The organism is Micromonospora thermarum (assembly GCF_012034245.1).
In the GTDB taxonomy this organism is placed as follows: Bacteria; Actinomycetota; Actinomycetes; order Mycobacteriales; family Micromonosporaceae; genus Micromonospora; species Micromonospora thermarum.
In genome coordinates this window covers 151,492-172,093 of the sequence record NZ_JAATEO010000010.1, presented here as the reverse complement: position 1 = coordinate 172,093, position 20,602 = coordinate 151,492, and the positions used below count along the sequence as shown (strand labels likewise).

At 72.4% G+C, this 20,602-nt stretch carries 21 protein-coding genes and 1 riboswitch; of the genes, 14 read left to right on the top strand and 7 right to left on the bottom strand.

The annotated features are described in order from the left end of the window. The first annotated feature begins 241 nt into the window (after nucleotides 1-241). Both HCJ94_RS11845 and HCJ94_RS11840 read left to right on the top strand, forming a co-directional pair. Entirely contained in the window at nucleotides 242-2,299 is a 2,058-nt protein-coding gene (locus tag HCJ94_RS11845; protein ID WP_168001035.1) for a DNA gyrase/topoisomerase IV subunit B, read from the top strand. A gap of 59 nt (nucleotides 2,300-2,358) precedes the next feature. Further along, on the top strand, nucleotides 2,359-4,842 hold the full coding sequence (locus tag HCJ94_RS11840) for a DNA gyrase/topoisomerase IV subunit A (protein ID WP_168001034.1): 2,484 nt from the start codon (nucleotides 2,359-2,361) through the stop codon (nucleotides 4,840-4,842). Nucleotides 4,843-4,982: 140 nt separating this feature from the next. Here HCJ94_RS11840 and HCJ94_RS11835 read toward each other — a convergent pair whose 3' ends face one another. Beyond that, nucleotides 4,983-6,329: a uracil-xanthine permease family protein gene (locus HCJ94_RS11835; protein ID WP_168001033.1), complete on the bottom strand. Its 1,347-nt coding sequence runs from the start codon at nucleotides 6,327-6,329 to the stop codon at nucleotides 4,983-4,985. 110 nt (nucleotides 6,330-6,439) lie between these two features. Continuing rightward, nucleotides 6,440-7,048 (bottom strand): alpha-ketoglutarate-dependent dioxygenase AlkB, encoded by a 609-nt coding sequence (locus tag HCJ94_RS11830; protein ID WP_168001064.1) that lies wholly within the window; start codon nucleotides 7,046-7,048, stop codon nucleotides 6,440-6,442. Nucleotides 7,049-7,217: 169 nt separating this feature from the next. Between HCJ94_RS11830 and HCJ94_RS11825 the strand changes: the two genes are divergently transcribed. From HCJ94_RS11825 to HCJ94_RS11810, 4 genes are all read left to right on the top strand, one after another. After that, the gene (locus tag HCJ94_RS11825) at nucleotides 7,218-8,453 is read left to right on the top strand and encodes an acyltransferase family protein (protein ID WP_309227229.1); all 1,236 of its coding nucleotides are present in this window, start codon (nucleotides 7,218-7,220) and stop codon (nucleotides 8,451-8,453) included. Between the two features lie 92 nt (nucleotides 8,454-8,545). Beyond that, entirely contained in the window at nucleotides 8,546-8,956 is a 411-nt protein-coding gene (locus tag HCJ94_RS11820) for a hypothetical protein (RefSeq protein WP_168001032.1), read from the top strand. Nucleotides 8,957-9,140: 184 nt separating this feature from the next. Beyond that, nucleotides 9,141-9,884 carry a hypothetical protein gene (locus tag HCJ94_RS11815; RefSeq protein WP_168001031.1) on the top strand — a complete coding sequence of 248 codons (744 nt, stop codon included), beginning with the start codon at nucleotides 9,141-9,143 and terminating at the stop codon, nucleotides 9,882-9,884. Between the two features lie 267 nt (nucleotides 9,885-10,151). Next, nucleotides 10,152-10,287: riboswitch (cyclic di-AMP (ydaO/yuaA leader) on the top strand. Nucleotides 10,288-10,507: 220 nt separating this feature from the next. Next, on the top strand, nucleotides 10,508-11,350 hold the full coding sequence (locus HCJ94_RS11810) for a C39 family peptidase (RefSeq protein ID WP_168001030.1): 843 nt from the start codon (nucleotides 10,508-10,510) through the stop codon (nucleotides 11,348-11,350). Nucleotides 11,351-11,534: 184 nt separating this feature from the next. On the opposite strand, the gene HCJ94_RS11805 is transcribed toward HCJ94_RS11810, so the two are convergent. Further along, nucleotides 11,535-11,729 carry a DUF397 domain-containing protein gene (locus HCJ94_RS11805; RefSeq protein ID WP_168001029.1) on the bottom strand — a complete coding sequence of 65 codons (195 nt, stop codon included), beginning with the start codon at nucleotides 11,727-11,729 and terminating at the stop codon, nucleotides 11,535-11,537. Further along, entirely contained in the window at nucleotides 11,717-12,526 is an 810-nt protein-coding gene (locus HCJ94_RS11800; RefSeq protein ID WP_373684259.1) for a helix-turn-helix domain-containing protein, read from the bottom strand. Before HCJ94_RS11800 ends, HCJ94_RS11805 begins: the two co-directional genes overlap by 13 nt. Nucleotides 12,527-12,747: 221 nt before the next feature. On the opposite strand from HCJ94_RS11800, the gene HCJ94_RS11795 reads away from it, so the two are divergent. Genes HCJ94_RS11795 through HCJ94_RS11780 form a run of 4 tightly spaced genes read left to right on the top strand, consistent with a single transcriptional unit; the run spans nucleotide 12,748 to nucleotide 13,848 of the window. Then, nucleotides 12,748-12,927 carry a hypothetical protein gene (locus HCJ94_RS11795; RefSeq protein ID WP_168001027.1) on the top strand — a complete coding sequence of 60 codons (180 nt, stop codon included), beginning with the start codon at nucleotides 12,748-12,750 and terminating at the stop codon, nucleotides 12,925-12,927. After that, nucleotides 12,924-13,160 (top strand): hypothetical protein, encoded by a 237-nt coding sequence (locus HCJ94_RS11790; RefSeq protein ID WP_168001026.1) that lies wholly within the window; start codon nucleotides 12,924-12,926, stop codon nucleotides 13,158-13,160. The genes HCJ94_RS11795 and HCJ94_RS11790 overlap by 4 nt, the downstream gene beginning before the upstream one ends. Next, entirely contained in the window at nucleotides 13,157-13,405 is a 249-nt protein-coding gene (locus tag HCJ94_RS11785; RefSeq protein ID WP_168001025.1) for a flavin reductase, read from the top strand. Before HCJ94_RS11790 ends, HCJ94_RS11785 begins: the two co-directional genes overlap by 4 nt. Nucleotides 13,406-13,449: 44 nt before the next feature. Continuing rightward, nucleotides 13,450-13,848, top strand: a complete 399-nt coding sequence (locus HCJ94_RS11780) for a winged helix-turn-helix transcriptional regulator (protein ID WP_168001024.1) — start codon at nucleotides 13,450-13,452, stop codon at nucleotides 13,846-13,848. Here the strand turns inward: HCJ94_RS11780 and HCJ94_RS11775 are convergent. Further along, complete coding sequence (locus HCJ94_RS11775) at nucleotides 13,845-14,252, bottom strand: RidA family protein (protein WP_168001023.1); 408 nt, start codon at nucleotides 14,250-14,252, stop codon at nucleotides 13,845-13,847. The two genes, HCJ94_RS11780 and HCJ94_RS11775, sit on opposite strands and share 4 nt — an antisense overlap. Before the next feature lie 260 nt (nucleotides 14,253-14,512). Here HCJ94_RS11775 and HCJ94_RS11770 point away from each other — a divergent pair, with 260 nt between their 5' ends. From HCJ94_RS11770 to HCJ94_RS11755, 4 genes are all read left to right on the top strand, one after another. Continuing rightward, on the top strand, nucleotides 14,513-14,962 hold the full coding sequence (locus HCJ94_RS11770) for a hypothetical protein (RefSeq protein WP_168001022.1): 450 nt from the start codon (nucleotides 14,513-14,515) through the stop codon (nucleotides 14,960-14,962). 182 nt (nucleotides 14,963-15,144) lie between these two features. After that, the gene (locus HCJ94_RS11765; RefSeq protein WP_168001021.1) at nucleotides 15,145-15,594 is read left to right on the top strand and encodes an iron chaperone; all 450 of its coding nucleotides are present in this window, start codon (nucleotides 15,145-15,147) and stop codon (nucleotides 15,592-15,594) included. 5 nt (nucleotides 15,595-15,599) lie between these two features. Further along, on the top strand, nucleotides 15,600-16,310 hold the full coding sequence (locus HCJ94_RS11760; RefSeq protein WP_168001020.1) for a DNA alkylation repair protein: 711 nt from the start codon (nucleotides 15,600-15,602) through the stop codon (nucleotides 16,308-16,310). Between the two features lie 113 nt (nucleotides 16,311-16,423). Next, nucleotides 16,424-17,161, top strand: coding sequence for an alpha/beta fold hydrolase (locus HCJ94_RS11755; protein WP_168001019.1), 738 nt, complete (start codon nucleotides 16,424-16,426; stop codon nucleotides 17,159-17,161). Nucleotides 17,162-17,281: 120 nt separating this feature from the next. Here the strand turns inward: HCJ94_RS11755 and HCJ94_RS11750 are convergent, their stop codons facing one another. After that, the gene (locus HCJ94_RS11750; RefSeq protein WP_168001018.1) at nucleotides 17,282-18,979 is read right to left on the bottom strand and encodes a CDP-glycerol glycerophosphotransferase family protein; all 1,698 of its coding nucleotides are present in this window, start codon (nucleotides 18,977-18,979) and stop codon (nucleotides 17,282-17,284) included. Beyond that, nucleotides 18,969-20,525, bottom strand: coding sequence for a bifunctional cytidylyltransferase/SDR family oxidoreductase (locus HCJ94_RS11745; RefSeq protein WP_168001017.1), 1,557 nt, complete (start codon nucleotides 20,523-20,525; stop codon nucleotides 18,969-18,971). The genes HCJ94_RS11750 and HCJ94_RS11745 overlap by 11 nt, the downstream gene beginning before the upstream one ends. Nucleotides 20,526-20,602: the final 77 nt, after the last annotated feature.

The following is a 20,602-nucleotide window of genomic DNA, read 5'->3' as shown; positions in this document are numbered from 1 at the left end:
CCGTAGGTTCGCCGCTCTCCTCCGGCGGGGGTTTCGCGGTGTGGACCGACCGGGAAGGAGTGTCGCCTGGGTCACGGTCGGAATCACCCGGCGGCCGGGTCGGTTGCGCCGGTTGCGGCGGGTCGAGCGGGGCTCCCGGGCGTTGTCGGGGCCTGCGGCTAGGCTCGCTGCGGCGCGCCGCTTTCCGGCCGATGCCCGCCGTCCGCGGCACCACACCGCCGAGACCTGGGAGTACGACCAGTTGACCGCAGAGCCTGAGACCCTGTACGGGGCCGACGACCTCACGCACCTCGAGGGGCTGGACGCTGTCCGCAAGCGTCCCGGCATGTACATCGGCTCGACCGACAGCCGTGGCGTGGGTCACCTCGTCAACGAGATCCTCGACAACTCCACCGACGAGGGCGTCGCCGGTCACGCGACGTCGATCGAGGTCACGCTGCACGCCGACGGTTCGGTCCAGGTCGACGACGACGGCCGGGGCATCCCCACCGACGTGCACGCGAAGTCCGGCATCTCGGGTGTCGAGCTGGTGCTCACCCGGCTGCACGCGGGCGGCAAGTTCGGCGGCTCGGGCTACAAGACGTCGGGTGGCCTGCACGGCGTCGGCGCTTCGGCGGTCAACGCGCTCTCGCGCCGGTTCGACGTGACGGTCCGCCGCGGCGGCAAGGTCCACGCGATGTCGTTCCGGCACGGCGTCCCCGGCATCTTCGACGGCGACGGGCCGGACGCGCCCTTCACCGCCGGCCCGGGGCTCCAGGTGGTCGGCGGGATGAAGCGCGGCCAGCGCACGGGCACGTCGATCCGCTACTGGCACGACCCGCGCTACTTCGAGACCGGCGCGTCGCTGGACGGCGAGGCCGTGCGGATGAAGCTGCGCAACACGGCGTTCCTGGTGCCCGGCGTCCGCTACCTGCTGCGCGACCACACCGGGGCGGAGCCGGTCGAGGAGCGGTTCCACTACCCCAACGGCCTGACCGACATGGTGGAGTTCCTCGCCCCGTCCGGTGACCGACCGGTGTCCGGGACGCTACTGGTGACCGGCGAGGGGACGTACCGGGAGAACGCCGCCGACGCCAACGGCGTCATGCAGTCCAACGTGCAGCGCCGCGCCGAGGTGGAGGTGGCCTTCCGCTGGGGCACCGGCTACGAGCGCACCGTGGAGTGCTTCACCAACACGATCCGCAACGCGCACGGCGGCACCCACCGCAAGGGGTTCGAGCGGGCGCTGGCGCGGGCGCTGGTGGACGCGGTCCGCAACGCCCGTGGCCTGCTCAAGGCCAAGGAGGAGCCGCCCACGCTGGACGACATCCTCGAGGGCATGACCGCGGTGGTGCACGTGCGGATCCCGGAGCCGCAGTTCACCTCCCAGACCAAGGACGAGCTGTCCACCGCCGGCATCACGAAGGTGCTCCAGGGCCTCGTGGAGCAGCACCTCAAGGCCTGGCTGGAGGACCGGAAGACCAAGGCCGAGGCGCGGACGGTCCTCCAGAAGATCGTCGACGCGGCGCGCGTACGCCTCACCCAGAAGCAGCAGAAGGACGCCGCCCGCCGCAAGACGGCCCTGGAGGGCGCGTCGATGCCGGCGAAGCTGGTCGACTGCCGCTCGACCGGTGTGGACCGCAGCGAGCTGTTCATCGTCGAGGGTGACAGCGCCCTCGGCACGAGCCGGATGGCCCGTTCGTCGGAGTACCAGGCGCTGCTCCCGATCCGCGGCAAGATCCTCAACGTGCAGAAGGCCAACCTCCAGCAGGTTCTGGACAATGCCGAGTGCGCGGCGATCGTGCAGGTGCTGGGCGCCGGGTCGGGGCGGACGTTCGACCTGTCGGCGATGCGGTACGGCCGGGTCCTGATCATGGCCGACGCGGACGTGGACGGCGCGCACATCCGTACGCTGCTGATCACGCTCTTCGCCCGGTACATGCGACCGCTGATCGAGGCCGGCCGGCTGTACGCGGCGATGCCGCCCCTGCACAAGATCACCACCAAGGGGCGTAACCCGCAGACCGTCTACACGTACACGCAGGCGGAGATGGAGTCGACGGTCCGCCGGCTGGAGAAGGCCGGCAAGCAGATCGTCACGCCGATCCCGCGGTTCAAGGGTCTCGGCGAGATGGACGCCGACGAGCTGTGGGAGACCACGATGAACCCGGCCACCCGGGCGGTCCGCCGGATCACCCTGGAGGACGTCGAGGCGGCCGAGCAGATCCTGGAGCTGCTGATGGGCGAGAAGGTCGAGCCCCGCCGCAACTGGCTGATCGACTCCGCCGACCGGGTCGACCGCGAGGCGATCGACGCATGAACGGGCACGCCGCGACCACAGGCACGATCACCGGGACAGTCCGAGGGGAAAGCTGAGTCATGGCACGCCGCAAGGAAACGAAGGTCGACCTCTCCGCGTTCGACCAGGCCGGCGCGCGGGTCTTCGACAACCCGCTGGTCACCGAGGTCTCCGACTCCTACCTGGAGTACGCGTTCTCGGTCATCCACTCCCGGGCCCTGCCGGACGCCCGGGACGGGCTGAAGCCGGTGCACCGACGCATCCTCTGGTCGATGTACGAGTCCGGCCACCGGCCGGACCGGGGGCACGTCAAGTCGGCCCGGGTGGTCGGCGACGTGATGGGTAAGTACCACCCGCACAGCGACGCGGCGATCTACGACGCGATGGTCCGCCTCGCGCAGGACTTCTCGCTCAACGTGCCGCTGATCGACGGGCACGGCAACTTCGGCTCCCCGGACGACGGCCCCGCCGCCGCCCGCTACACCGAGGCCCGGCTCTCCCGGGAGGCGATGCACCTCGTCGGCGAGCTCGGCGAGGACACGGTCGACCTGGAGCCCAACTACGACGGCTCGCTGACCCAGCCCACCGTGCTGCCGGCCGCCTTCCCGAACCTGCTGGTCAACGGCGCGTCCGGGATCGCCGTGGGCATGGCGACCAACATGATCCCGCACAACCTCGGCGAGGTCGTCTCGGCCGCCCGCTGGCTGATCAACCACCCGGACGCCACGCTGGACAAGCTCATGGAGTTCGTGCCGGGCCCCGACCTGCCCACCGGCGGGCTGCTGCTCGGGCTCGACGAGGTGCGCCGCGCGTACGAGAGCGGGCGTGGTGTGGTGCGGATGCGCGGCAAGGTGGAGATCGGCCCGGTCGAGGGCAGCCGCGGCCGGCAGGCGATCACCGTGGTCGAGCTGCCGTACGGCGTCGGCGCGGAGAAGGTCATCGCCGCCATCACCAACGAGGTCACGAAGACCAAGCGGCTCACCGGCATCGCCGACGTCAAGGACCTCACCGACCGGGAGAACGGCACCCGCCTGGTCATCGAGTGCAAGGTCGGGGTGAACCCGCAGGCCCTGCTCGCCGACCTGTACCGGCTGACCCCGCTGGAGCAGTCGTTCGGCGTCAACAACCTGGTCCTGGTCGACGGGCAGCCGCAGACGCTGGGGCTGAAGGCGCTGCTGGAGGTCTTCCTGTCCCACCGGTACGAGGTGGTGACGCGGCGCAGCGCGTACCGGAAGCGCAAGCGTGAGGAACGCCTGCACCTGGTCGACGGCCTGCTGATCGCGCTGCTCGACATCGACAAGGTGGTCAAGCTGATCCGCGCCAGCGACGACGCGCAGGCCGCGAAGGACGGCCTGATGCAGAAGTTCAAGCTGTCCGAAATCCAGGCCACGTACATCCTCGACACGCCGCTGCGCCGGCTGACGAAGTACGACCGGCTGGAGCTGGAGGCCGAGCGGGAGAAGCTGCGCGGCGAGATCGCCGAGCTGTCCCGGATCCTGGACGACCCGAAGGTGCTGCGGAAGGTCGTCTCCGACGAGCTGGCCGCGGTGGTGAAGCAGTTCGCCACGGCACGCCGCACCACGCTGGTCGACGGGGACCTGAAGGAGGTGCTGGCCGCGTCCGCGCCGGCCGGCCCGCTGGAGGTCGCCGACGACCCGTGCCAGGTGATCCTGTCGGCGACCGGCCTGGTCGCGCGCACCGCGGCCGAGTCGGAGGAGGCGGCCGAGGGGCGCCGGCGGCACGGCCGGGTCAAGCACGACGCGGTACGCGCCGTCGTCCACTCCACGGCCCGCGGCCGGGTCCTCCTGGTCACCAGCGCCGGCCGCGCCTTCAAGGTGGACGTGCTGCCGCTGCCGGTGCTGCCCGAGCAGTCCGGCACCGTCTCGCTGCGCGGTGGCATGTCCGCCGCCGAGCTGGTGCCGCTGGAGCCGGGGGAGACCGTGGTGGGCCTCGCGCCGCTCGGGCCGACCGCCGAGGGGTCACCGGGGCTCGCGCTGGGCACCCGGCAGGGTGTGGTGAAGGTCTGCGCGCCGGAGTGGCCGGTGCGGTCCGACGAGTTCGAGGTGATCAGCCTGCGGGACGGTGACGAGGTGGTCGGGGCGACCTGGCTGACCGACGGCGCCGAGGCGCTCGCCTTCGTCACGTCGGAGGCGTCGCTGCTGCGGTTCCCGGCCAGCCTCGTGCGGCCACAGGGGCCCAAGGGCGGCGGCATGGCCGGAGTCAACCTGCCCGCGGGAGCGCGGGTGGTGTTCTTCGGCGCGGTCCGCACGGACGACCCGACGCACGGCGAGCCGATGGTGGTCACGTCGACCGGCGCCACGGTGAAGGTGACGCCGTTCGCGGCGTACCCCGCGAAGGGGAGGGCGACCGGCGGGGTGCGCGCCCAGCGCTTCCTCAAGGGTGAGACCGACGTGGTCGTCGCCTGGGTGGGCCCGCGGCCGGTGGGATCGACGGCGAACGGCGAGCCGGTGGACCTGCCGGCGGCCGACCCGCGCCGCGACGGCAGCGGCTTCGCCGTGATGCTCGGCCCCACGGTGGTCGGCCACCAGGTCGACCGCGACTGACCGCGCATCCCGCAACGAACACGAACGGCGCCCCAACCGGGGGCGCCGTTCTGCGTTGATCATGAGGTTAGCGGCAGGGAATCGGACAATTCATGCCGCTAACCTCATGATCAACGGAAGCGGGGCGGGGCGGCGCGCGGTCAGAGTTCGGGTTCGGGGCCTACGCGGGTTTGCGGGGTGGTGTTGCGGAGGCGCGCGACCAGGCGCATGCCGTGGTAGATCAGCAGAGCGGCGGCGGTGCCCAGCGCGATGCCGTTGAAGGACAGGTCGCCCGTGGTGAGGGTGTAGTTGGCCGCGCCGACGATCACCGCGACGGCGGCGGTCATGAGGTTGACCGGGTCGTGGAAGTCGACGCGGTTCTCGATCCAGATCCGCGCGCCCAGGATGGCGATCAGCCCGTACAGGGCGGTGGTGGCGCCGCCCAGCACGCCGGCGGGCACGGTGAGGATCAGCGCGCCGAACTTCGGGCTCAGCCCGAGCAGCACCGCCGCCGCGCCGGCGACCCAGTACGCGGCCGTCGAGTAGACCCGGGTCGCCGCCATCACGCCGATGTTCTCCGCGTACGTGGTGGTGCCGGAGCCGCCGCCGGACCCGGCGAGCACGGTGGCCAGGCCGTCACCCAGGAAGGCCCGGCCCATGTCCCGGTCGAGGTTGCGACCGGTCATCGCCGCGACGGCCTTGACGTGGCCGGCGTTCTCGGCGATCAGCACGAGGATCACCGGGATGACCAGCACGACGGCACGCAGGCTGAAGCTCGGGGCGTGGAACTGGGGCAGGCCCACCCACGCCGCGTCCCGCAGCCCGTCGACGGCCTTCGGGTCGAGTTGCCCGAGCGCGGCGGCGAGCGCCCAGCCGACCACGACGCCGAGCAGGATGGAGAGCCGGGCGAGGAAGCCCCGGAAGGCCACCGTGGCGAGGAGGATCGCCACCAGCGTCACCACGGCGATCAGCGGTTGCGCCTTGACGCCGGTGCCGCTGCCGCCGCCGTCCCAGGCCACCGGCGCGAGGTTCAGACCGATCAGCGCCACGATCGCGCCGGTCACCACCGGCGGCATCAGCGCGTCGATCCACCGCGTGCCGGCCACCTGCACGACCACGCCGACCAGGGCCAGCGCCGCGCCGGCGACCACGATGCCACCGAGCGCCGGGCCGATGTCCCCGCCGGCCTTCGCCGCCAGCACCGGCGCGATGAAAGCGAAGGACGAGCCGAGGTACGACGGCAGCCGGTTGCCGGTGATCAGCAGGAACAGCAGGGTGCCCAGCCCGGAGAAGAAGAGCGTGGTGGCCGGCGGGAAACCGGTGATCAGCGGCACGGTGAAGGTGGCGCCGAACATGGCCACCACGTGCTGCACGCCCACTCCGAGCGTCCGCGGCCAGGACAGCCGCTCGTCGGGGTGCACCACGTCGCCGGGGCGCACCGACCGGCCGTCACCGTGCACCGACCACGGGGACCAGCGCGAGCGCGCCTCGGTGGGGGACTTGGTCATGGGCGTACCCCTTCGCGTCGTCGTCAGAAGGGGTTGATCGGACCCTGGACGTCGTTTCTAGCACGCCGGCGAGCGTCGCCCGCCGCCGACCGGGACCTGCTCGTCCCGGCTCAGGCGACGTTGGCGGGGCGGAACTGCACGCTGACCCGGGGGCCGACCGGGCGCGCCGTCTTCGGGATGGCGTGTTCCCAGGTGCGCTGACAGGAGCCGCCCATCACGACGAGGTCGCCGTGGCCGAGCGGGAACCGCAGGCTGGTGCCGCCGCCGCGGGGACGCAGCAGCAGCGCCCGGGGCGAGCCGAAGGAGACGATGGCGACCATCGTGTCGGTGTGGGCGCCACGGCCGATGGTGTCGCCGTGCCAGGCGACGCTGTCGCGCCCGTCCCGGTAGAGGCACATGCCGGCGGTGACGAACGGCTCGCCCAACTCGGGCGCGTAGTGCCGGGTCAGCGCCTCCCGGGCGGCGGTCAGCACCGGATGGGGTAGCGGCCGGCCGGCCGCGTACCAGCAGAGCAGGCGCGGGACGTCGACCTCCGCGTCGTACATGGTGCGGCGTTCGGCGCGCCAGGGCACCTGGTGCAGAAGGGTGTCGAGCACCTGGTCCGAGCCACGCACCCAGCCGGGCAGGTGGTCGACCCACGCGCCTCGGGTGAACTGGTGCCGCGTGACCTGGCCGGCGAGCGGCCCGAGCGTCGGGCCGGCCTCGGCGAGATCCAGCATCGAGGGCTGGTAGGCGACGTCCGGCACGGCCCCGAGCCTACCGCAGCATCGAACAGGCGTACGACCGGTGGTCGGTGCGGCGCGGCGGTCACCGGACCGGCGGGTAAGGTCGCGGGGCGGTGCGGGCCGGGCCGTCGGGCCCGCCCACGACCCGAGAAGGAGAACCCCTGTGCAGGTGACCCCCACCGACCGGCCGGTACGCGCGGCGAACCCGGCCGCACCGGCACCGGGCGGCCGGCTGCCGTCACTCACCGGGCTGCGGTGGATCGCGGCGTTGCTGGTCTTCGGCTTCCACGCCGCGACGATGGGCATCGTCGCCGAGCCGGCCCACAAGGGGATCGTCGACCGGGCCTTCGCCCTCGGCCTGTCGGGCGTGCAGTTCTTCTTCATCCTCAGTGGATTCGTGCTGGTGTGGTCGGCCCGCCCCGGCGAGGCGAAGCGCACCTTCCTGCGCCGCCGCATCGCGAAGATCTACCCGAACCACGTCGTCATGTTCGTGGCGGCGCTGCTGGTCGCGTACGCGTTCGCCGACCCGGTCCACCCCCGCGCCGCGGTGGAGAACCTGCTGCTGGTGCAGGCCTGGGACCCGACCCCCGGCGTTTTCTACAGCGTCAACACGGTCAGCTGGTCGCTCTCCTGCGAGCTGTTCTTCTACGCCTGCCTGCCGTTCGCCCTGCCGCTCATCCACCGCATGCCGGCGGGCGCCCTGTGGGCCGTGGTCGTCGCGGTGCCGCTGCTCATCCTCGCGCTCTGGCCGGCGCAGACCCTCGTGCCCGAGGAGAGCCGCTGGTGGTTCACGCAGGTCTTCCCGCTGGTGCGCTCGCTGGAGTTCTGGCTCGGCGTCGCCGCCGCGGAGCTGCTGCGCCGGGGCCGATGGCGCGGCCCGCGGCTGGGCGTGGCCAGCGTGCTCTTCCTCGTGACCTGGGTGGTGGCGAGCGGCTGGATCCGGGCCGAGCTGTGGGCGGCGCTGCTGTCGATCGCGTACGTCCTGGTCATCGCGGCCGCGGCCGACGCGGACGTCCGGGGCCGGCGGACCCTGTGGGCCAGCCGCCCGATGGTGTGGCTCGGGGAGGTCTCCTTCGCCTTCTACCTGGTGCACGTCCTGGTCATGGTGAGCGTGCTCCGACTGACCGGCCACTACGGCGTCGGAATCCCCGGCTGGCGGGGGCCAGCCGCGGTGGTCGGCTTCCTCCTGGTCAACCTGGTGTTCGCGGCGCTGCTGCACCGCTATGTGGAGACGCCGCTGACGCGGCGGCTCGGTCCACCCCGCCGGCCCCGCCCGGCCGCGCCCGGCGCCGGCGGGCGGGGGCCTGCGACGTCCGGAGCGACGGGCCCGGAGGCCGTGCCGTCGCCGCGGGTCGCCGAGCCGGACCACCCGAGGGAGTACGCGGGCGACCGCCGCTGACCGTGTCCACGCTGGCCGGTCCGGCGGGTCGTCACGACGCGACACGCGGCCTGACGGGTGCGGTCGGCCGACCGTGACGGTAGCGTGGCATCGTGTTTCCGGTCGCGCTCACCTGTCCGTTGTGGTGGGTCGCGCGCTGGGCCTCGCGGCTGCTCGCCGGTCTCGCGCTGACCGCCGGCCTCACCGTCGGCGTCACCGCCCCCGCCCACGCGGCCGGGCAGGCCGAGGTGGCGGTGGTGCCGGCGACCGGTGACTGCTTCGCGTTGTCCACCCGGGGAGCGGCGACCGACACCCCACCGACGGTGCGGGTCGCGCTCGACGCTCCGGCGGTCGGGACCGCGTCGCACGCCGTGCCGGCCGGGTCGGGAGCGGACGTCGCGCCGGCTGCCGGAGTCGTGCCCGGCGACGCCGAGCGGGTGACGCCGGTGGCCACCGGCGAGTGCGGATCCCTGGCCGGCCGGTTCCCCGCCAGTTCCGGCTCGCGGGCTCCGCCGCGCAGCTGACCGATCCCGGGCCGCAGCCCGCCGTGCGACGCCAGTGACGCCCTGCCTGAGCAGTCCCGGTCCGGCCCGTCCGCTGCCTCCGTATCCGTGCACTCCCCGCCGCGCCGGCGGTCCGCGCCCACCTGGGCGATCGGCCCGCCCGTACGCCGCCCCGTCGCGATCCGTTCCCCGTGAGGTTGCCGATATGAACACCGTCCTCCACGAGTTCCTCATCGACGTGCCCCGGGCGACCGCCATCTGGTCCGCGTTGCTCGTCCTCGCCCTGACCACGCTCACCGTCCTCGCCGCCCGACCCGAACGGGACCAGCCCGCCGCCGAGCCGCCGCCGGTGGACGAGACGGCCGACCTCCGCCGGTACGCCGAGGAGGTGGCGGTGGCGGCGGCCGGCGCGGCCCAGACCGCCCGTCGCCGGCGGGACGCCTGGCTCACCGCGCAGGAGGAGGCCGACCGGGCCTGGCAGGCGTACGACGAGGCGGAGACCGCCGCCCGCCGGCTCACCGCCACCGCCGCGCTGCCCACCCCGCGCACCGCGCGCACTCCCGCCGAGTACGCGGCGCGGGAGCGGTGGCTGCACCAGGCCGCGGTGGCCGCCCACTGGCGCGGTGACCTCTCCGCCCGGCAACTCGGCGACGTGTTCGGGCACCGGGACGGGTGGGACGCCCGCCTGCACCCGGTCGAGCAGGAGATCGTCCTGACGCGTGCCGTACGGGACGGCAAGCTGGCCGCCTACCGGGCCGCCGCCGCAGCCGAGCGGGCTGCCTGGCGCGACGCCGAGGTGGCCGCGGAAGCGGCCCGTACGCTCGCCGCCGAGGCGTACGGGGCGGCGGAGAGCCTGCGTCCGGCCCCGCGGACGAAGCCTCGGACGGCGTTCGCCCGCCGGCCGGTAACCGCCGCCCGCTGGCGTCCCGCACGTGCGCTATTTCCGTGACCCCGGTCACGCCGACGTCGAACCGGTCAAGGTTCTCAGTCCGGTCGATTTTCTCCGTCGCTTTCCGGCGGACAGCCGCCGCTTGTCCCGTTGTCGACCCACCGTGCCGTAATTGCCGCCTGTCCCATTGAGTCACGTCAGTGCGAAACTGCCCGCAAAATTGCTGCCATGATCGAGGTTTACCCAGCTCAGAGCGGGTTGGCAGGCTCTTGACCGACCAGTAGTGTCGGCGCGTCCGGTGCGGTACCCGATCGCAAGAGGCGACGCCGCGCCGACCCGCTCAATCGCCGCATGGCGAACCGGGGACCCATGTGCACCTGGGGTGAATCCGCGATCTTCGTGGTAGGGCGTACTTCCCGCCCGAATCCGTCAGCTAACCCGGTAGGCGGTGTCGGAAGGAGTTCCAATCCTCGTGCAGCCCGAACCCACCCCTCGGTTCCACCGCCGCCTCCACGGCATCGCGGTGCCCGCGCCCGTCCGGCTCGCCGCCGGGCGCTGACCCACCGCCCCGCCCGGTCCCGCCGGGCTCGTCCCCTCGTGGCCACCTGCCGCCGGACCCGGTCCGGGCGGCCGGCCCGCCGCTACCCGCGGCCGGCCCGGTGCGCCGCAAGCCCCGACAGTCCGTGGAGGAACCCGTGAAGCACAACCTCAAGCGTCAGCTCCGTCGTCTCGCCACCGAGCGTCCGTACCAGGTGGCCGCCGCGTCGGCCGCCGCGCTCGTGCTGGCGACCGGTGCCGGCGCCATGGCCGCCGGCACCGAGGAGGCCCCCGCCTCGGCGCAGACCCCGGCCGCCGTGGCCGAGCTTCGTGGCGACACCGCCGCCTCGCGCGGCGAGGCCCGTTCCGTGGCCGCCGCCCCGTCCAGCGCCGCCCCGTCGAGCGCCGCTCCGTCCAAGTCCCCGGCCGCGAAGGCCGCCCCCGACCCGGACCTCAGCCAGAAGCCCAAGGCGCCCAAGCCCCCGAAGTCCAAGGTCCTGAAGTACGACTACCAGGCTCAGACCGCCTTCTGGAACTGCGGCCCGGCGGCCGTGCGGAACGCCCTCAGCGCCACCGGCATCGAGCGCACGCAGGATGAGCTCGCCGGCCCGCTGGGCGCCGACGAGTTCGGTACCGACTCGGCCGAAGACACCACCCGGGTGCTCAACTCGATCGTCAAGGGAAACCCGTACCGGACCCGGATGATCCCGGGCACCGCGACGCCGGCCCAGATGGATCAGCTCCAGGCCGACGTGGTCAGGGCCATCACCGGCGGGCGCGGCGTCGTCGTGAACATCGCCGGAACCGCCACCGACACCGACGGCGGCTGGCACTCGTTCCCCGGCGGCCACTACATCGCCGTCGTCGGCTACAAGGACGGCGGGCGCCTGGTGCGGATCGCCGACTCGGCGAGCCCGGCGGTCCCGTCGTACTGGATGACCACGATCGACCTGGCGACCTGGGCCTCGACCCGCGGCTACTCCGCCTGACCGATCGGCTCGCGCGACGGGCGCCGGATCCCACGGGGGCCGGCGCCCGTCGTCGTCCGCGCCGCCGCCGCTGGCGGAAGCCCCGGATCGTCGTCGTGTCCAGGCGACATGGCGAGCGGCCCGGCCATGACGAAGCGCCCGCCCCCGGGTACCGGGACGGGCGCTCGTGCGTCTCTGCGGTTGGTCAGCCGCGCTCGGCGACCTGCGTGACGAAGGCCCGCCAGGCGGCCGGGGAGAAGGCCAGCGCCGGACCGGCCGGGTCCTTGGAGTCCCGGACGCCCACGACACCGGGAAGGTTGTCGGCAACCTCGACACAGGTGCCGCCATTGGTGGAAGAGCGGGAGGACTTCCGCCAGTGAGCGCCTGTCAGCTTGTCCATGTCTTTGCCGCTTCCTTGAGAATGTCGAGTGACTGCCCGAGCGGGAGAGCTTCGCCCCGAACCGCGTCCCACGACAATCCCAGACGAGTAACCGGGTCGGGCTGTCCTTCGGTCTGCGATTTTAGTTGGTGGTCCACGCAGCCGGCGCGCGAGCCGTCGGGCAGGTCAGCCAGGATGAACGCCCCGGCAAGTCCTGAGTAGATGCCAGCGGACAACGGCACGATGTGCAACTGAATATGCGGCTGTTCAGCGCACGTAAGCAGGTGTTCGAGTTGCTCGGCCATCACGTCACGGCCGCCGCACGCCCGCCGGACGACCATCTCATCCATCACTACGAAGAGCTGCGGACTCGGGTCGCGGGCGAGGACCGCTTGCCGCTCCATCCGCGCCGCGACGCGCTGGTCAAGCCCCGAGACCGGTACGCGCGCTGCCCGGAACGTCGCGCGAGCGTATCCCTCGGTCTGTAGGAGCCCTGGCACGAAGGCGTGTTCGTACCAGCGCAGCGCCGTCGCTTCCCGCTCGATCTGTATCCACTCGCGCAGCCAGACCGGTGCGGCGTCACCCTTGACCAGCTCATCCCAGAGCGTCGCGAAGTACCCGCCGGTGTTCAGCGCCTTGTCGACGGCGGTCAGGTAGGGCAGCGTCGGCGGTTTGGTCCCGGTCTCGATCGCGCTGACCTGAGAGTCCGAGCAGAAGACCAGCTCGCCGAGTTGCGCTTGAGTCAGCCCGGCGGCCGTGCGGCGTCGCCTCAGCTCGCGGAGCAGGTACTCAGACGGCGAGATTCCCACGGCTTCCACACCCTTCCACGATTCTCCACATCGCTCCGCGCCGGCCCGGATTCGGCCGCTCCGTTCCGTGACCGAGTGATGACTGTTCCGAGCGTAGGGGGTCACCGTCCAGGGTGGAAGGAGATGCGGCGCGAGCCGGTAGAGGACCCGAACTCGCCGGTCGCGCTGTTGGGGCCGTCCTTGACAAGCAACCGGGGCGGCCCCTTCCAACCCGTGAAGGAGGTTCCGTCGTGCGTCTCCGCTTCTGGCGCTGCAAGCCGATCCCGCCGCCGCTGCCCGGGCGAATCCGGGGCGCGAACCTGCCGGCCGCCCTGTTCGCGCCCACCCGGCCGATCCCGACCGTTCAACCGGGCCGCGCCGGGACCTTGACCCCGGCGCAGGAGTACCGCGCGAACGGGGGCCGCTGGTGACGATCGGCGTCGGCCGCACGATCCGGGTCCCCGAGGACGCCTACAAGTTCGGCACCGGAACCCTGACCCTGGCCATCACGGAGGTCATCAGCAGCGAGGTTGTCGACGGCGCGGTCTGGGTCCAGCTGAAGGGCCGGGAGATCCGCCCGGACCGGTCGGTCGCTCCCCGCGAGCGGTACGCGGCGGTCCGGGTCGACGCCGTGACGGAGACAGAGCCGGTGAGGGTCCGGTGACCCGACGCCGAGCCGAACATGTGCCGTCCCGGCCCACCTGGCGCTGCCGGGCGTGCGGGATCGCGTGGCCGTGCTCGCCCGCGAAGCTCCGCCTGCTCGGGGAGTACCGCGACGACCGGACGGCCCTGCTGGTCTACCTGGCGACGCTCCAGGCCGAGGCCGCCGAGCAGCTTGCCGAGTTGGACAGCGGCACTCCGCCGGCGAACCTGACCGAGCGCTTCACGGCCTGGGCCCGCGCTCGGTAGCCCGCTCTCTTGCGGTAACCCGGGAACTGTTGGAGAGTGACCAGGTGGGCACAAGGAAGGAGATCAGTGAGCTGCCCCCGGACGCCGACCTGGCCCGGGCCGACTCGCTGGCGCGTGAGATCTTCTCGGACGTCGCGAACAAGTGGGCATTTCTGATCATCGAGTTCCTCGGGCAGCGCACCATGCGCTTCAGCGAGCTGCGCGACGAGGTCGGCGGGATCAGCCACAAGATGCTCACCCAGAACCTGCGCATGTTGGAGCGCAACGGCCTGGTCGAGCGGACAGTGCACCCCACCGTCCCGCCCCGCGTCGACTACAACCTCACCGAGGCCGGCGAAGCCCTGCGCGGGGTCGTGGACGGCATGTGCGGCTGGACCCAGCGCTACCTGGGCCACATCGAGGCTTCCCGTCGCCGCTTCAAAGCTGCCCAGGGCGGGCCCTAGTCGAGGACGGCGGTCGCCTCGACCTCCACCAGGTGCTCGGGCACGTCCAGCGCCACGATCCCGAACAGCGACGCCGGCGCGGCCGGGGTGGCCCCCAGCTTCGCGGCTGCCCGGGCGATCCCGTCCAGCAGTATGGGCATCTTCTCCGGCTTCCAGTCGACAACGTGGACGGTCAGCTTCACCACGTCGTCGAACGATGCCCCGACCCCGGCAAGCGCCGTGGCGACGTTGAGGTAGCACTGCTCGACCTGCGCGGCGAGATCCCCCGCGCCGACCGTCGTCCCGTCCGCGTCCCAGGCGACCTGCCCGGCGACGTGGACGATCTTCGACCCGGTCGCCACCGACACCTGCCGGTACACGTCGATCTCCGGCAGCCCGCTCGGGTTCACCAGTGTCACAGCCATGATGAGTTCTCCTCGTACGCTCTCTTGCGGTTACTAAATAACCGTAAGAGACCACCTCTGGCCTGGGAAGAAGGCACTTTTCCGAGACCCAGGCACCTTTGGGTGACCGTGCCGACAGCTGGCCGATCGGGAGGCCATCCGTGTTGTCGTGTGGCCGACCAACATGACGATGCCGTTGATAGAGCGGCTGATACTGCTCGCATGCCCGGTACGAACGGCTCGTCCGCCACCATGACCCAGACCGGAGTCGGTGTACCGGGATGACCTGGATCGACGAAGAACTGGCAGGCATGGTCGTCACCCTGATCGCGCACGCGATCGGTCTCCCGGTTGCGGCAGTAGGCGGGTACTTGATCTATAGGACGACACACGACCATGAGTCGATGTTCTCGTGCCCGAACTGTGGCGGCGGCTGGTTCGGGCCGCGCCTGGCGCCACGACGAGCGCGCGTTGCCTTCCATGTGTCCATCGGTCTGTTGCTGCTCGGGTTGCTCTCGGGCACCATCGCAATCCTGAGCGGCGGGTGGCTGCTGATCGATGGCCGGCCTAGCGTGATCCCGGTCGTCGTCCTCGTCGTCAGCGTGGCGACCGCCCATGCCGGAGCGAAAGGGTTGGCACGATACCGTGCCAACCCGCTGGCCCGATGCGGCGACTGCGGCTGGGATTCCGGCGGACGGGCGCACACCGTTTTCGGCCCCGTTGGCCAGTAGGGCGCCCCGGGCCGGCCGGTGGGCTGTTCTCTGTCGCGACCTGCGGCTGGGTGGGACGTGTCAGTGGATCGACCCGCCGACTCGATCAGGAATCGAGAAGCACCCGGGGTCTCGCCGGTCCTAGCCTTCCTTCAGATGCCCGGCAGCACGCCGGGCAGGGAGCGTCGAAAGGCAGCCAGGACATGACCGCGAAGAGTGTCAAGACCGAGTCCGACGGCTTCACCGCCGAGGAGCGCGCCGCGATGAAGGAGCGCGCCGCCGAGCTGCGCGCCGAGGGCAGGAAGGGTGCCAAGAAGGCCGACGGACTGCAGGCGGTCCTCGACCGGATCGCGCAGATGGCGCCGGAGGATCGCGCGCTCGCCGAGCGCGTGCACGTGACGGTGACCGCCAACGCCCCGGAGCTGTCGCCGAAGACCTGGTACGGGATGCCGGCCTACGCGAACGCGGACGGCAAGATCGTCGTCTTCTTCCAGGACGCGGGCAAGTTCAACTACCGGTACTCGACCCTGGGCTTCCAGGACGCGGCCAACATCGACGAGGGCGACATGTGGCCGGTGTCGTACGCGCTCCAGAAGTGGAGCCCCGCGGTGGAGAAGAAAGTCGCCGAGCTGGTGAAGGCTGCGATCTCCTGACCGTCATGGCCACCACCGCCGATGTCCGTCGCGACCTCGCCGGCCTCGCCGACCGCAGCCGGGCCGAGGGTGTGAGCCGCTATCTGCAGATGTTTCCGGGCGGGTACGGCGAGGGCGATCGGGCCATCGGCGTACCCGTGCCGGAACAGCGCAGGGTGGCCGGCCGCTACTGGCGCGACCTCTCCCTGGCCGACACGGCGACGCTGCTGACCAGCGGCGTGCACGAGGAGCGGCTGACGTCGCTCCTCATCCTGGTCCGGAAGTTCGACAAGGGGGACGAGGAGGAACGGGCGAGGATCTTCCGCCTGGTCCTGGCCAACACCGGCCACATCAACAACTGGGACCTGGTGGACTCGTCCGCGCCCTACATCGTCGGTCCCTGGCTGGTCGACAAGGACCGGAGCGTCCTGGATCGGTTGGCCGGGTCGAGCCTGGTGTGGGACCGACGCATCGCCGTCATGGCGACGTTCGCCTTCATCAAGGCCGGTGACTTCCACTGGACCTTCCGGCTCGGTGAGCGGCTCCTGCGCGACCCGCACGACCTCGTGCACAAGGCGGTGGGCTGGATGCTGCGCGAGGTGGGCAACCGTGACCGGACGGCGGCGGAGGAATTCCTGGTCCGGCATCACCGCGCCATGCCACGGGTCATGCTGCGGTACGCGATCGAGAAGTTCGAACCGCAACGACGGCGGGCATACCTGTCCGGCACGGTCTAGGTGACCGGGCGGACCTTTCGTCTGGACACAGACCCGCCGTACGGGCGCGAGCTGGAGCCGGAGCGATGCCGGGATGCTCGCTCCGGGGACGACCACGGTGGCAGACTGCGCGCATGGTCGATGAATCGGGTGACCGTGGTCCCGTCCTGGTGCTGCTGCACGGCATGGGTGCGACCGGCGAGGTGTGGCTGCCCTGGGCGCCGCTGCTGGAACGCCGGTGGGCCGGCCGCTGGCTGGCGCCCGACCTGGCCGGTCACGGCTGGTCCCCGCCGCTGCCGTCGTACTCGTTCGCCGGGCTGGCCGACCGGCTCGCCGGCACGCTCGCCCGCGAGGACCGGCTCGTCCTGCTCGGACATTCGCTCGGCGGCGTGGTCGCGCTGGCCCTGGCCGCCCGGTCGGCCGGGCTGCCGGTCGACGCCGTGGTCGGGCTGGGAATCAAGGCGGTGTGGTCGCCCGCCGAACTGGCGAAGGCGCAGGAGCTGGCGGATCGCCCGGTGACCTGGTTCGCCAGCCGGGACGAGGCCGCCCGGCGGTACCTGCGGGTCTCCGGCCTGGCCGGTCTGCTCGCGCCCGACCACCCGGTGGTGGAGGCGGGCCTGCGGCAGGTCGACGGCCGCTGGCGGCTGGCGATGGACCCGGTCGCGTTCGGGGTGGGGGAGCCGAACCTGCCGGCCCTGCTGGCCGCGACCGACGTGCCGGTCCTGCTGGCTCGGGGCGAGCACGACCTGATGGTCTCCGACGCGCAGCTCAAGGAGCTCGGCGTGCCCGTGGCCACGCTGCCGGACCTCGGCCACAACGCCCACGTGGAGGACCCGGCGGCCGTCCTGGCCCTGGTCGACGAGTACCGCTGAGCGCCGGCGCGCGCACCCGACGCCCACCCCCCAGGCCACCGTTGATCATGAGGTTGACGGGTGGATTGATCTCTGAATCACCCGCCAACGTCATGATCGACGGCGGCCTGGCGGTGTGGGTCAGGCCGTGGGGGACACCGTGGCGGGGTCGGCGGTGCGAGGGGACGGCGCGGCCGAGCCCCCGTCCAGTTCGCGCCGCGCGGCGGCCAGGAAGCCCTCGGCGTACGACTCGGCGGGGAAGTCGCCCAGGTATCGGGTCCGCGTGGCCCAGCGGGTGTCGGCCAGCGGGTCGTCACCGAGCAGCCGGTCCAGCACGTCGTCCACGTTGGACATGTCGCGCCGCAGCACGTACCCGGACGCCGCGAGGGGGAACTCCGCCGGGAACCGGGCGCCCGCGTCCACCATGTCCGTCACCGCGTACGGCTTGCCGGAGTAGAGGTAGTCGGAGATGACCCCGGAGACGTCGGAGACCAGCGCGTCGGACCGGTTCACGCACTCGGTCAGGGTCAGCTCGCGGCTGGCCGCCGCCCCGAAGACGTGCGCCCGCCCGGTCCGGGCGCGGTCGGCGGCGAGCAGGTCGTGCAGCCGCGCGAGCTGCCGAGCCGACGCCGGGTTCTGCGCGGTGTACGGGTGGGCCCGCAGGATCACCGTCGCGCCGCGCTCCAGCAGGCCCCGCAGCAGCGCCTCGCCCGCCGGCAGCGAGCAGTAGTTGGTGTCCGCGTGGTGCCCCGTCCAGGTCGGCGTGTAGAGGACGGTCGGCGTCGCGGCGGTCACCCGCCCTCGGCGTACCTCGATGCCCTCCACCTGCGGCCGGCCGACCACGACGAACTTCTCGGCGGGGATGTGGACGCCCGCGCGGGCGTACCGGTCGATCGCCGCCTGGCCGGCGACGAAGATCCGGTCGAAGATGCCGGAGACCGGGTTGGCGCTCGGGGCCTTGTCGCTGTCGCCGTGGTGCAACTGCACGTGGGTGAGCTGGGTGTAGCGGATGCAGTGGCTGTTCTTCGCGCCGTGGTTGACGTAGAAGGCGACCCGCAGGCTCGGCGCCAGCGCCTCGTCCATCGCGCTGAGCGTCGGGCAGTAGACGACCGGTGCGGTGGTGGCCGCCGAGACGGTCGGCAGGAACTCCGGCTCGCGCAGCACGACCAGGAACGGCCGGCCGAGCCGCTCCAGGTACGGCAGCCACATGGTGACCTGGTACTCGGAGCCGGGCGGCGCGGAGAAGTAGAGCAGGAACTCGGGGCGGTGCCGGCGCAGCGCGCGGGCGACCGGTCCGCCTCCGGCGGCCGGGCGGAACCGCCGGCGGGCCAGGTCCAGGGCGACCGCACCGGCGACACCGCCGACGAGCAGGGCGGCGGCCAGGGCCGCCCAGGCGGGCAGGGTCGCCGCGGCCGCACCGGCGATCAGGGCGAGCAGCACGAGCAGGGCGACGGGCAGCTCGGCGGCGACCAGCGGGGTCCACCCGCGCACCGGCAGGTTGGCGGCGCGGATCTGGAGGTTGCCCGCCTGCCGCAGCGGGCCGACCAGCAGGGCCAGCCCGAGCACCACCAGCGCGGTGGCGGCCAGGGCGGGGTCGAAGCCGTCGTCGAGACGCCGGGCGTACGCGGTCAGGATGCCCGCCGCGAGCAGGACGGTCTCGGCGACGCCGTCGGCCTGCGGCCGGACCCGGCGCTCCCAGCCGGCCGCCGCGAGGGCGGCCACCGCGAGCGCGAGGCCCCACGCCGTCGCGCCGGTGAGCGCGAGCACGACGAAGGCCAGCACCGCCAGGCCCGTGGCCAGGCCCCGGGCGATCAGCTTCCGGACGAGGTCACCACGCATTGCGGCCCGCTCCCACCTGGTCCGCCGGGCGCTCGTCGCGCTCCGGCCCGGCCTGTGCCGGCACCACCGTCGACTCCGCGCCGGTCGCCGACTCCGGACCGGTCGCGGACTCCGCGGCCTCGTCGCCGGAGCGGCGTACGTCGATCACCTGACCGGTGAGCCCGGACAGCAGCACGTCCAGCGACGCCCGGGCCACCGCGTCCGCCGAGAGCAGCGTGTGCGCCGGTTCCGCGCCGAACGCCCGCGTCCGCATCGGGGTCGCGGTCCGCTCCGGGTTCACGCAGTTGACCCGTACGCCGTCCTCCGCCCACTCGTCGGCGAGCGCCTGGGTGAGGTTGACCAGGGCGGCCTTGGTGGCCGAGTACAGCGCGTACCGGGCCCGGCCGCGGGTGTACGAGCTGGAGGTGTACAGCAGCAGCTGGCCGCGGGTCTGCCGCAGGTACGGCAGGGCCGCCCGGGCGACCGTCACCGGCCCGACGAAGTTGACCTGGAGTAGCCGGTCCATGGTGGCGGCGTCCATCTCGGCGAGCGCGCCCTTCTCCAGCAGCCCGGCGGTGACCACCACGTGGTCGATCCGGCCGGTGGCGTCGAAGGCGGTCTTCAGGGCCGCCTCCACGTCCTCGGCGCGCTCGACGTGGGTGCCGGTGGCCGAGCGGCTGAACGGGAAGACCCGGGCGCCGAAGCGCCGGGCCAGGTCGGTCAGCTCCTGCCCGATGCCGTAGCTCCCGCCGAACACCACGATCGTGCGGCCGGTCAGCTCCTCGGTGTAGCCGCGGTGGTCGGCCAGCCGGTGCGCCTTCGCGGCGGCGAGCTGGAAGAGCTTGTCCGCCAGGTGCACGTCGACCGGGTGGGTGACCTTGATGTTCTCGTCCGCGCCGTCGATCACCTTGATCGGCGTGCCGGGCAGGTAGCGCAGCACCACACCGCAGTCGTCGGTCGCGGCGAAGTCCGGGTCGCCCTCGGCCCGCCGGTACGCCTCGCGGATGGTGCCGGAGCGGAACGCCTGGGGGGTCTGGCCCCGGCGCAGCCGGGAGCGGACGGGGATGTCGGTGATGCACTCGTCGTCGTCGACCTGGATGATCGTGTCCGCCGACGGGATGGCGACGTCGACGGCGGAGTACGTCCAGAGCGCGTTCACGCACTCGCGGATGATCCGGCCGCTGACCAGCGGGCGCACCGCGTCGTGGAACAGGATGTTGCAGTCGTCGGGGCCGATCACGTCCAACGCGAGGCGGGTGGTGGCGTTGCGGGTGTCACCGCCCTCGACGATCCTCGTGACCTTGCGGAAGCCGGCCCGCTGCACGATCCGCTCGGCGTCGGGGACGTGCCCGGCGGCCATCAGGACGACGATCTCGTCGATCTCGGGCGCGGCCTCGAAGACCGCGAGGGTGTGCTCGATGATGGGCTTGCCCGCGACCTTGAGCAACTGCTTGGGGATGCCCAGGCCGAGCCGCGTGCCGGTGCCGCCGGCCAGGATCACCGCCACGGTCCGGGTGGGTCGCCAGGGTGTCGTGGCGGCCGGGGTGGGGGTGCCGTCCTGCGTCATCGCCGATCCTCACTGATCTTCATGAAGGTGCTGCCTGCCGGACGGGACGGCGGGCGCCCGACACCCGCGCGTACGCG

Bases quoted from the DNA above. Each gene is read 5' to 3' on its own strand.
- HCJ94_RS11775 (WP_168001023.1), bottom strand. From the start codon at position 14,252: ATGGCTGTGACACTGGTGAACCCGAGCGGGCTGCCGGAGATCGACGTG.
- HCJ94_RS11760 (WP_168001020.1), top strand. From the start codon at position 15,600: ATGGCCACCACCGCCGATGTCCGTCGCGACCTCGCCGGCCTCGCCGAC.
- HCJ94_RS11765 (WP_168001021.1), top strand. From the start codon at position 15,145: ATGACCGCGAAGAGTGTCAAGACCGAGTCCGACGGCTTCACCGCCGAG.
- HCJ94_RS11840 (WP_168001034.1), top strand. From the start codon at position 2,359: ATGGCACGCCGCAAGGAAACGAAGGTCGACCTCTCCGCGTTCGACCAG.
- HCJ94_RS11755 (WP_168001019.1), top strand. From the start codon at position 16,424: ATGGTCGATGAATCGGGTGACCGTGGTCCCGTCCTGGTGCTGCTGCAC.
- HCJ94_RS11835 (WP_168001033.1), bottom strand. From the start codon at position 6,329: ATGACCAAGTCCCCCACCGAGGCGCGCTCGCGCTGGTCCCCGTGGTCG.
- HCJ94_RS11805 (WP_168001029.1), bottom strand. From the start codon at position 11,729: ATGGACAAGCTGACAGGCGCTCACTGGCGGAAGTCCTCCCGCTCTTCC.
- HCJ94_RS11770 (WP_168001022.1), top strand. From the start codon at position 14,513: ATGACCTGGATCGACGAAGAACTGGCAGGCATGGTCGTCACCCTGATC.
- HCJ94_RS11750 (WP_168001018.1), bottom strand. From the start codon at position 18,979: ATGCGTGGTGACCTCGTCCGGAAGCTGATCGCCCGGGGCCTGGCCACG.
- HCJ94_RS11745 (WP_168001017.1), bottom strand. From the start codon at position 20,525: ATGACGCAGGACGGCACCCCCACCCCGGCCGCCACGACACCCTGGCGA.
- HCJ94_RS11830 (WP_168001064.1), bottom strand. From the start codon at position 7,048: ATGCTGGATCTCGCCGAGGCCGGCCCGACGCTCGGGCCGCTCGCCGGC.
- HCJ94_RS11815 (WP_168001031.1), top strand. From the start codon at position 9,141: ATGAACACCGTCCTCCACGAGTTCCTCATCGACGTGCCCCGGGCGACC.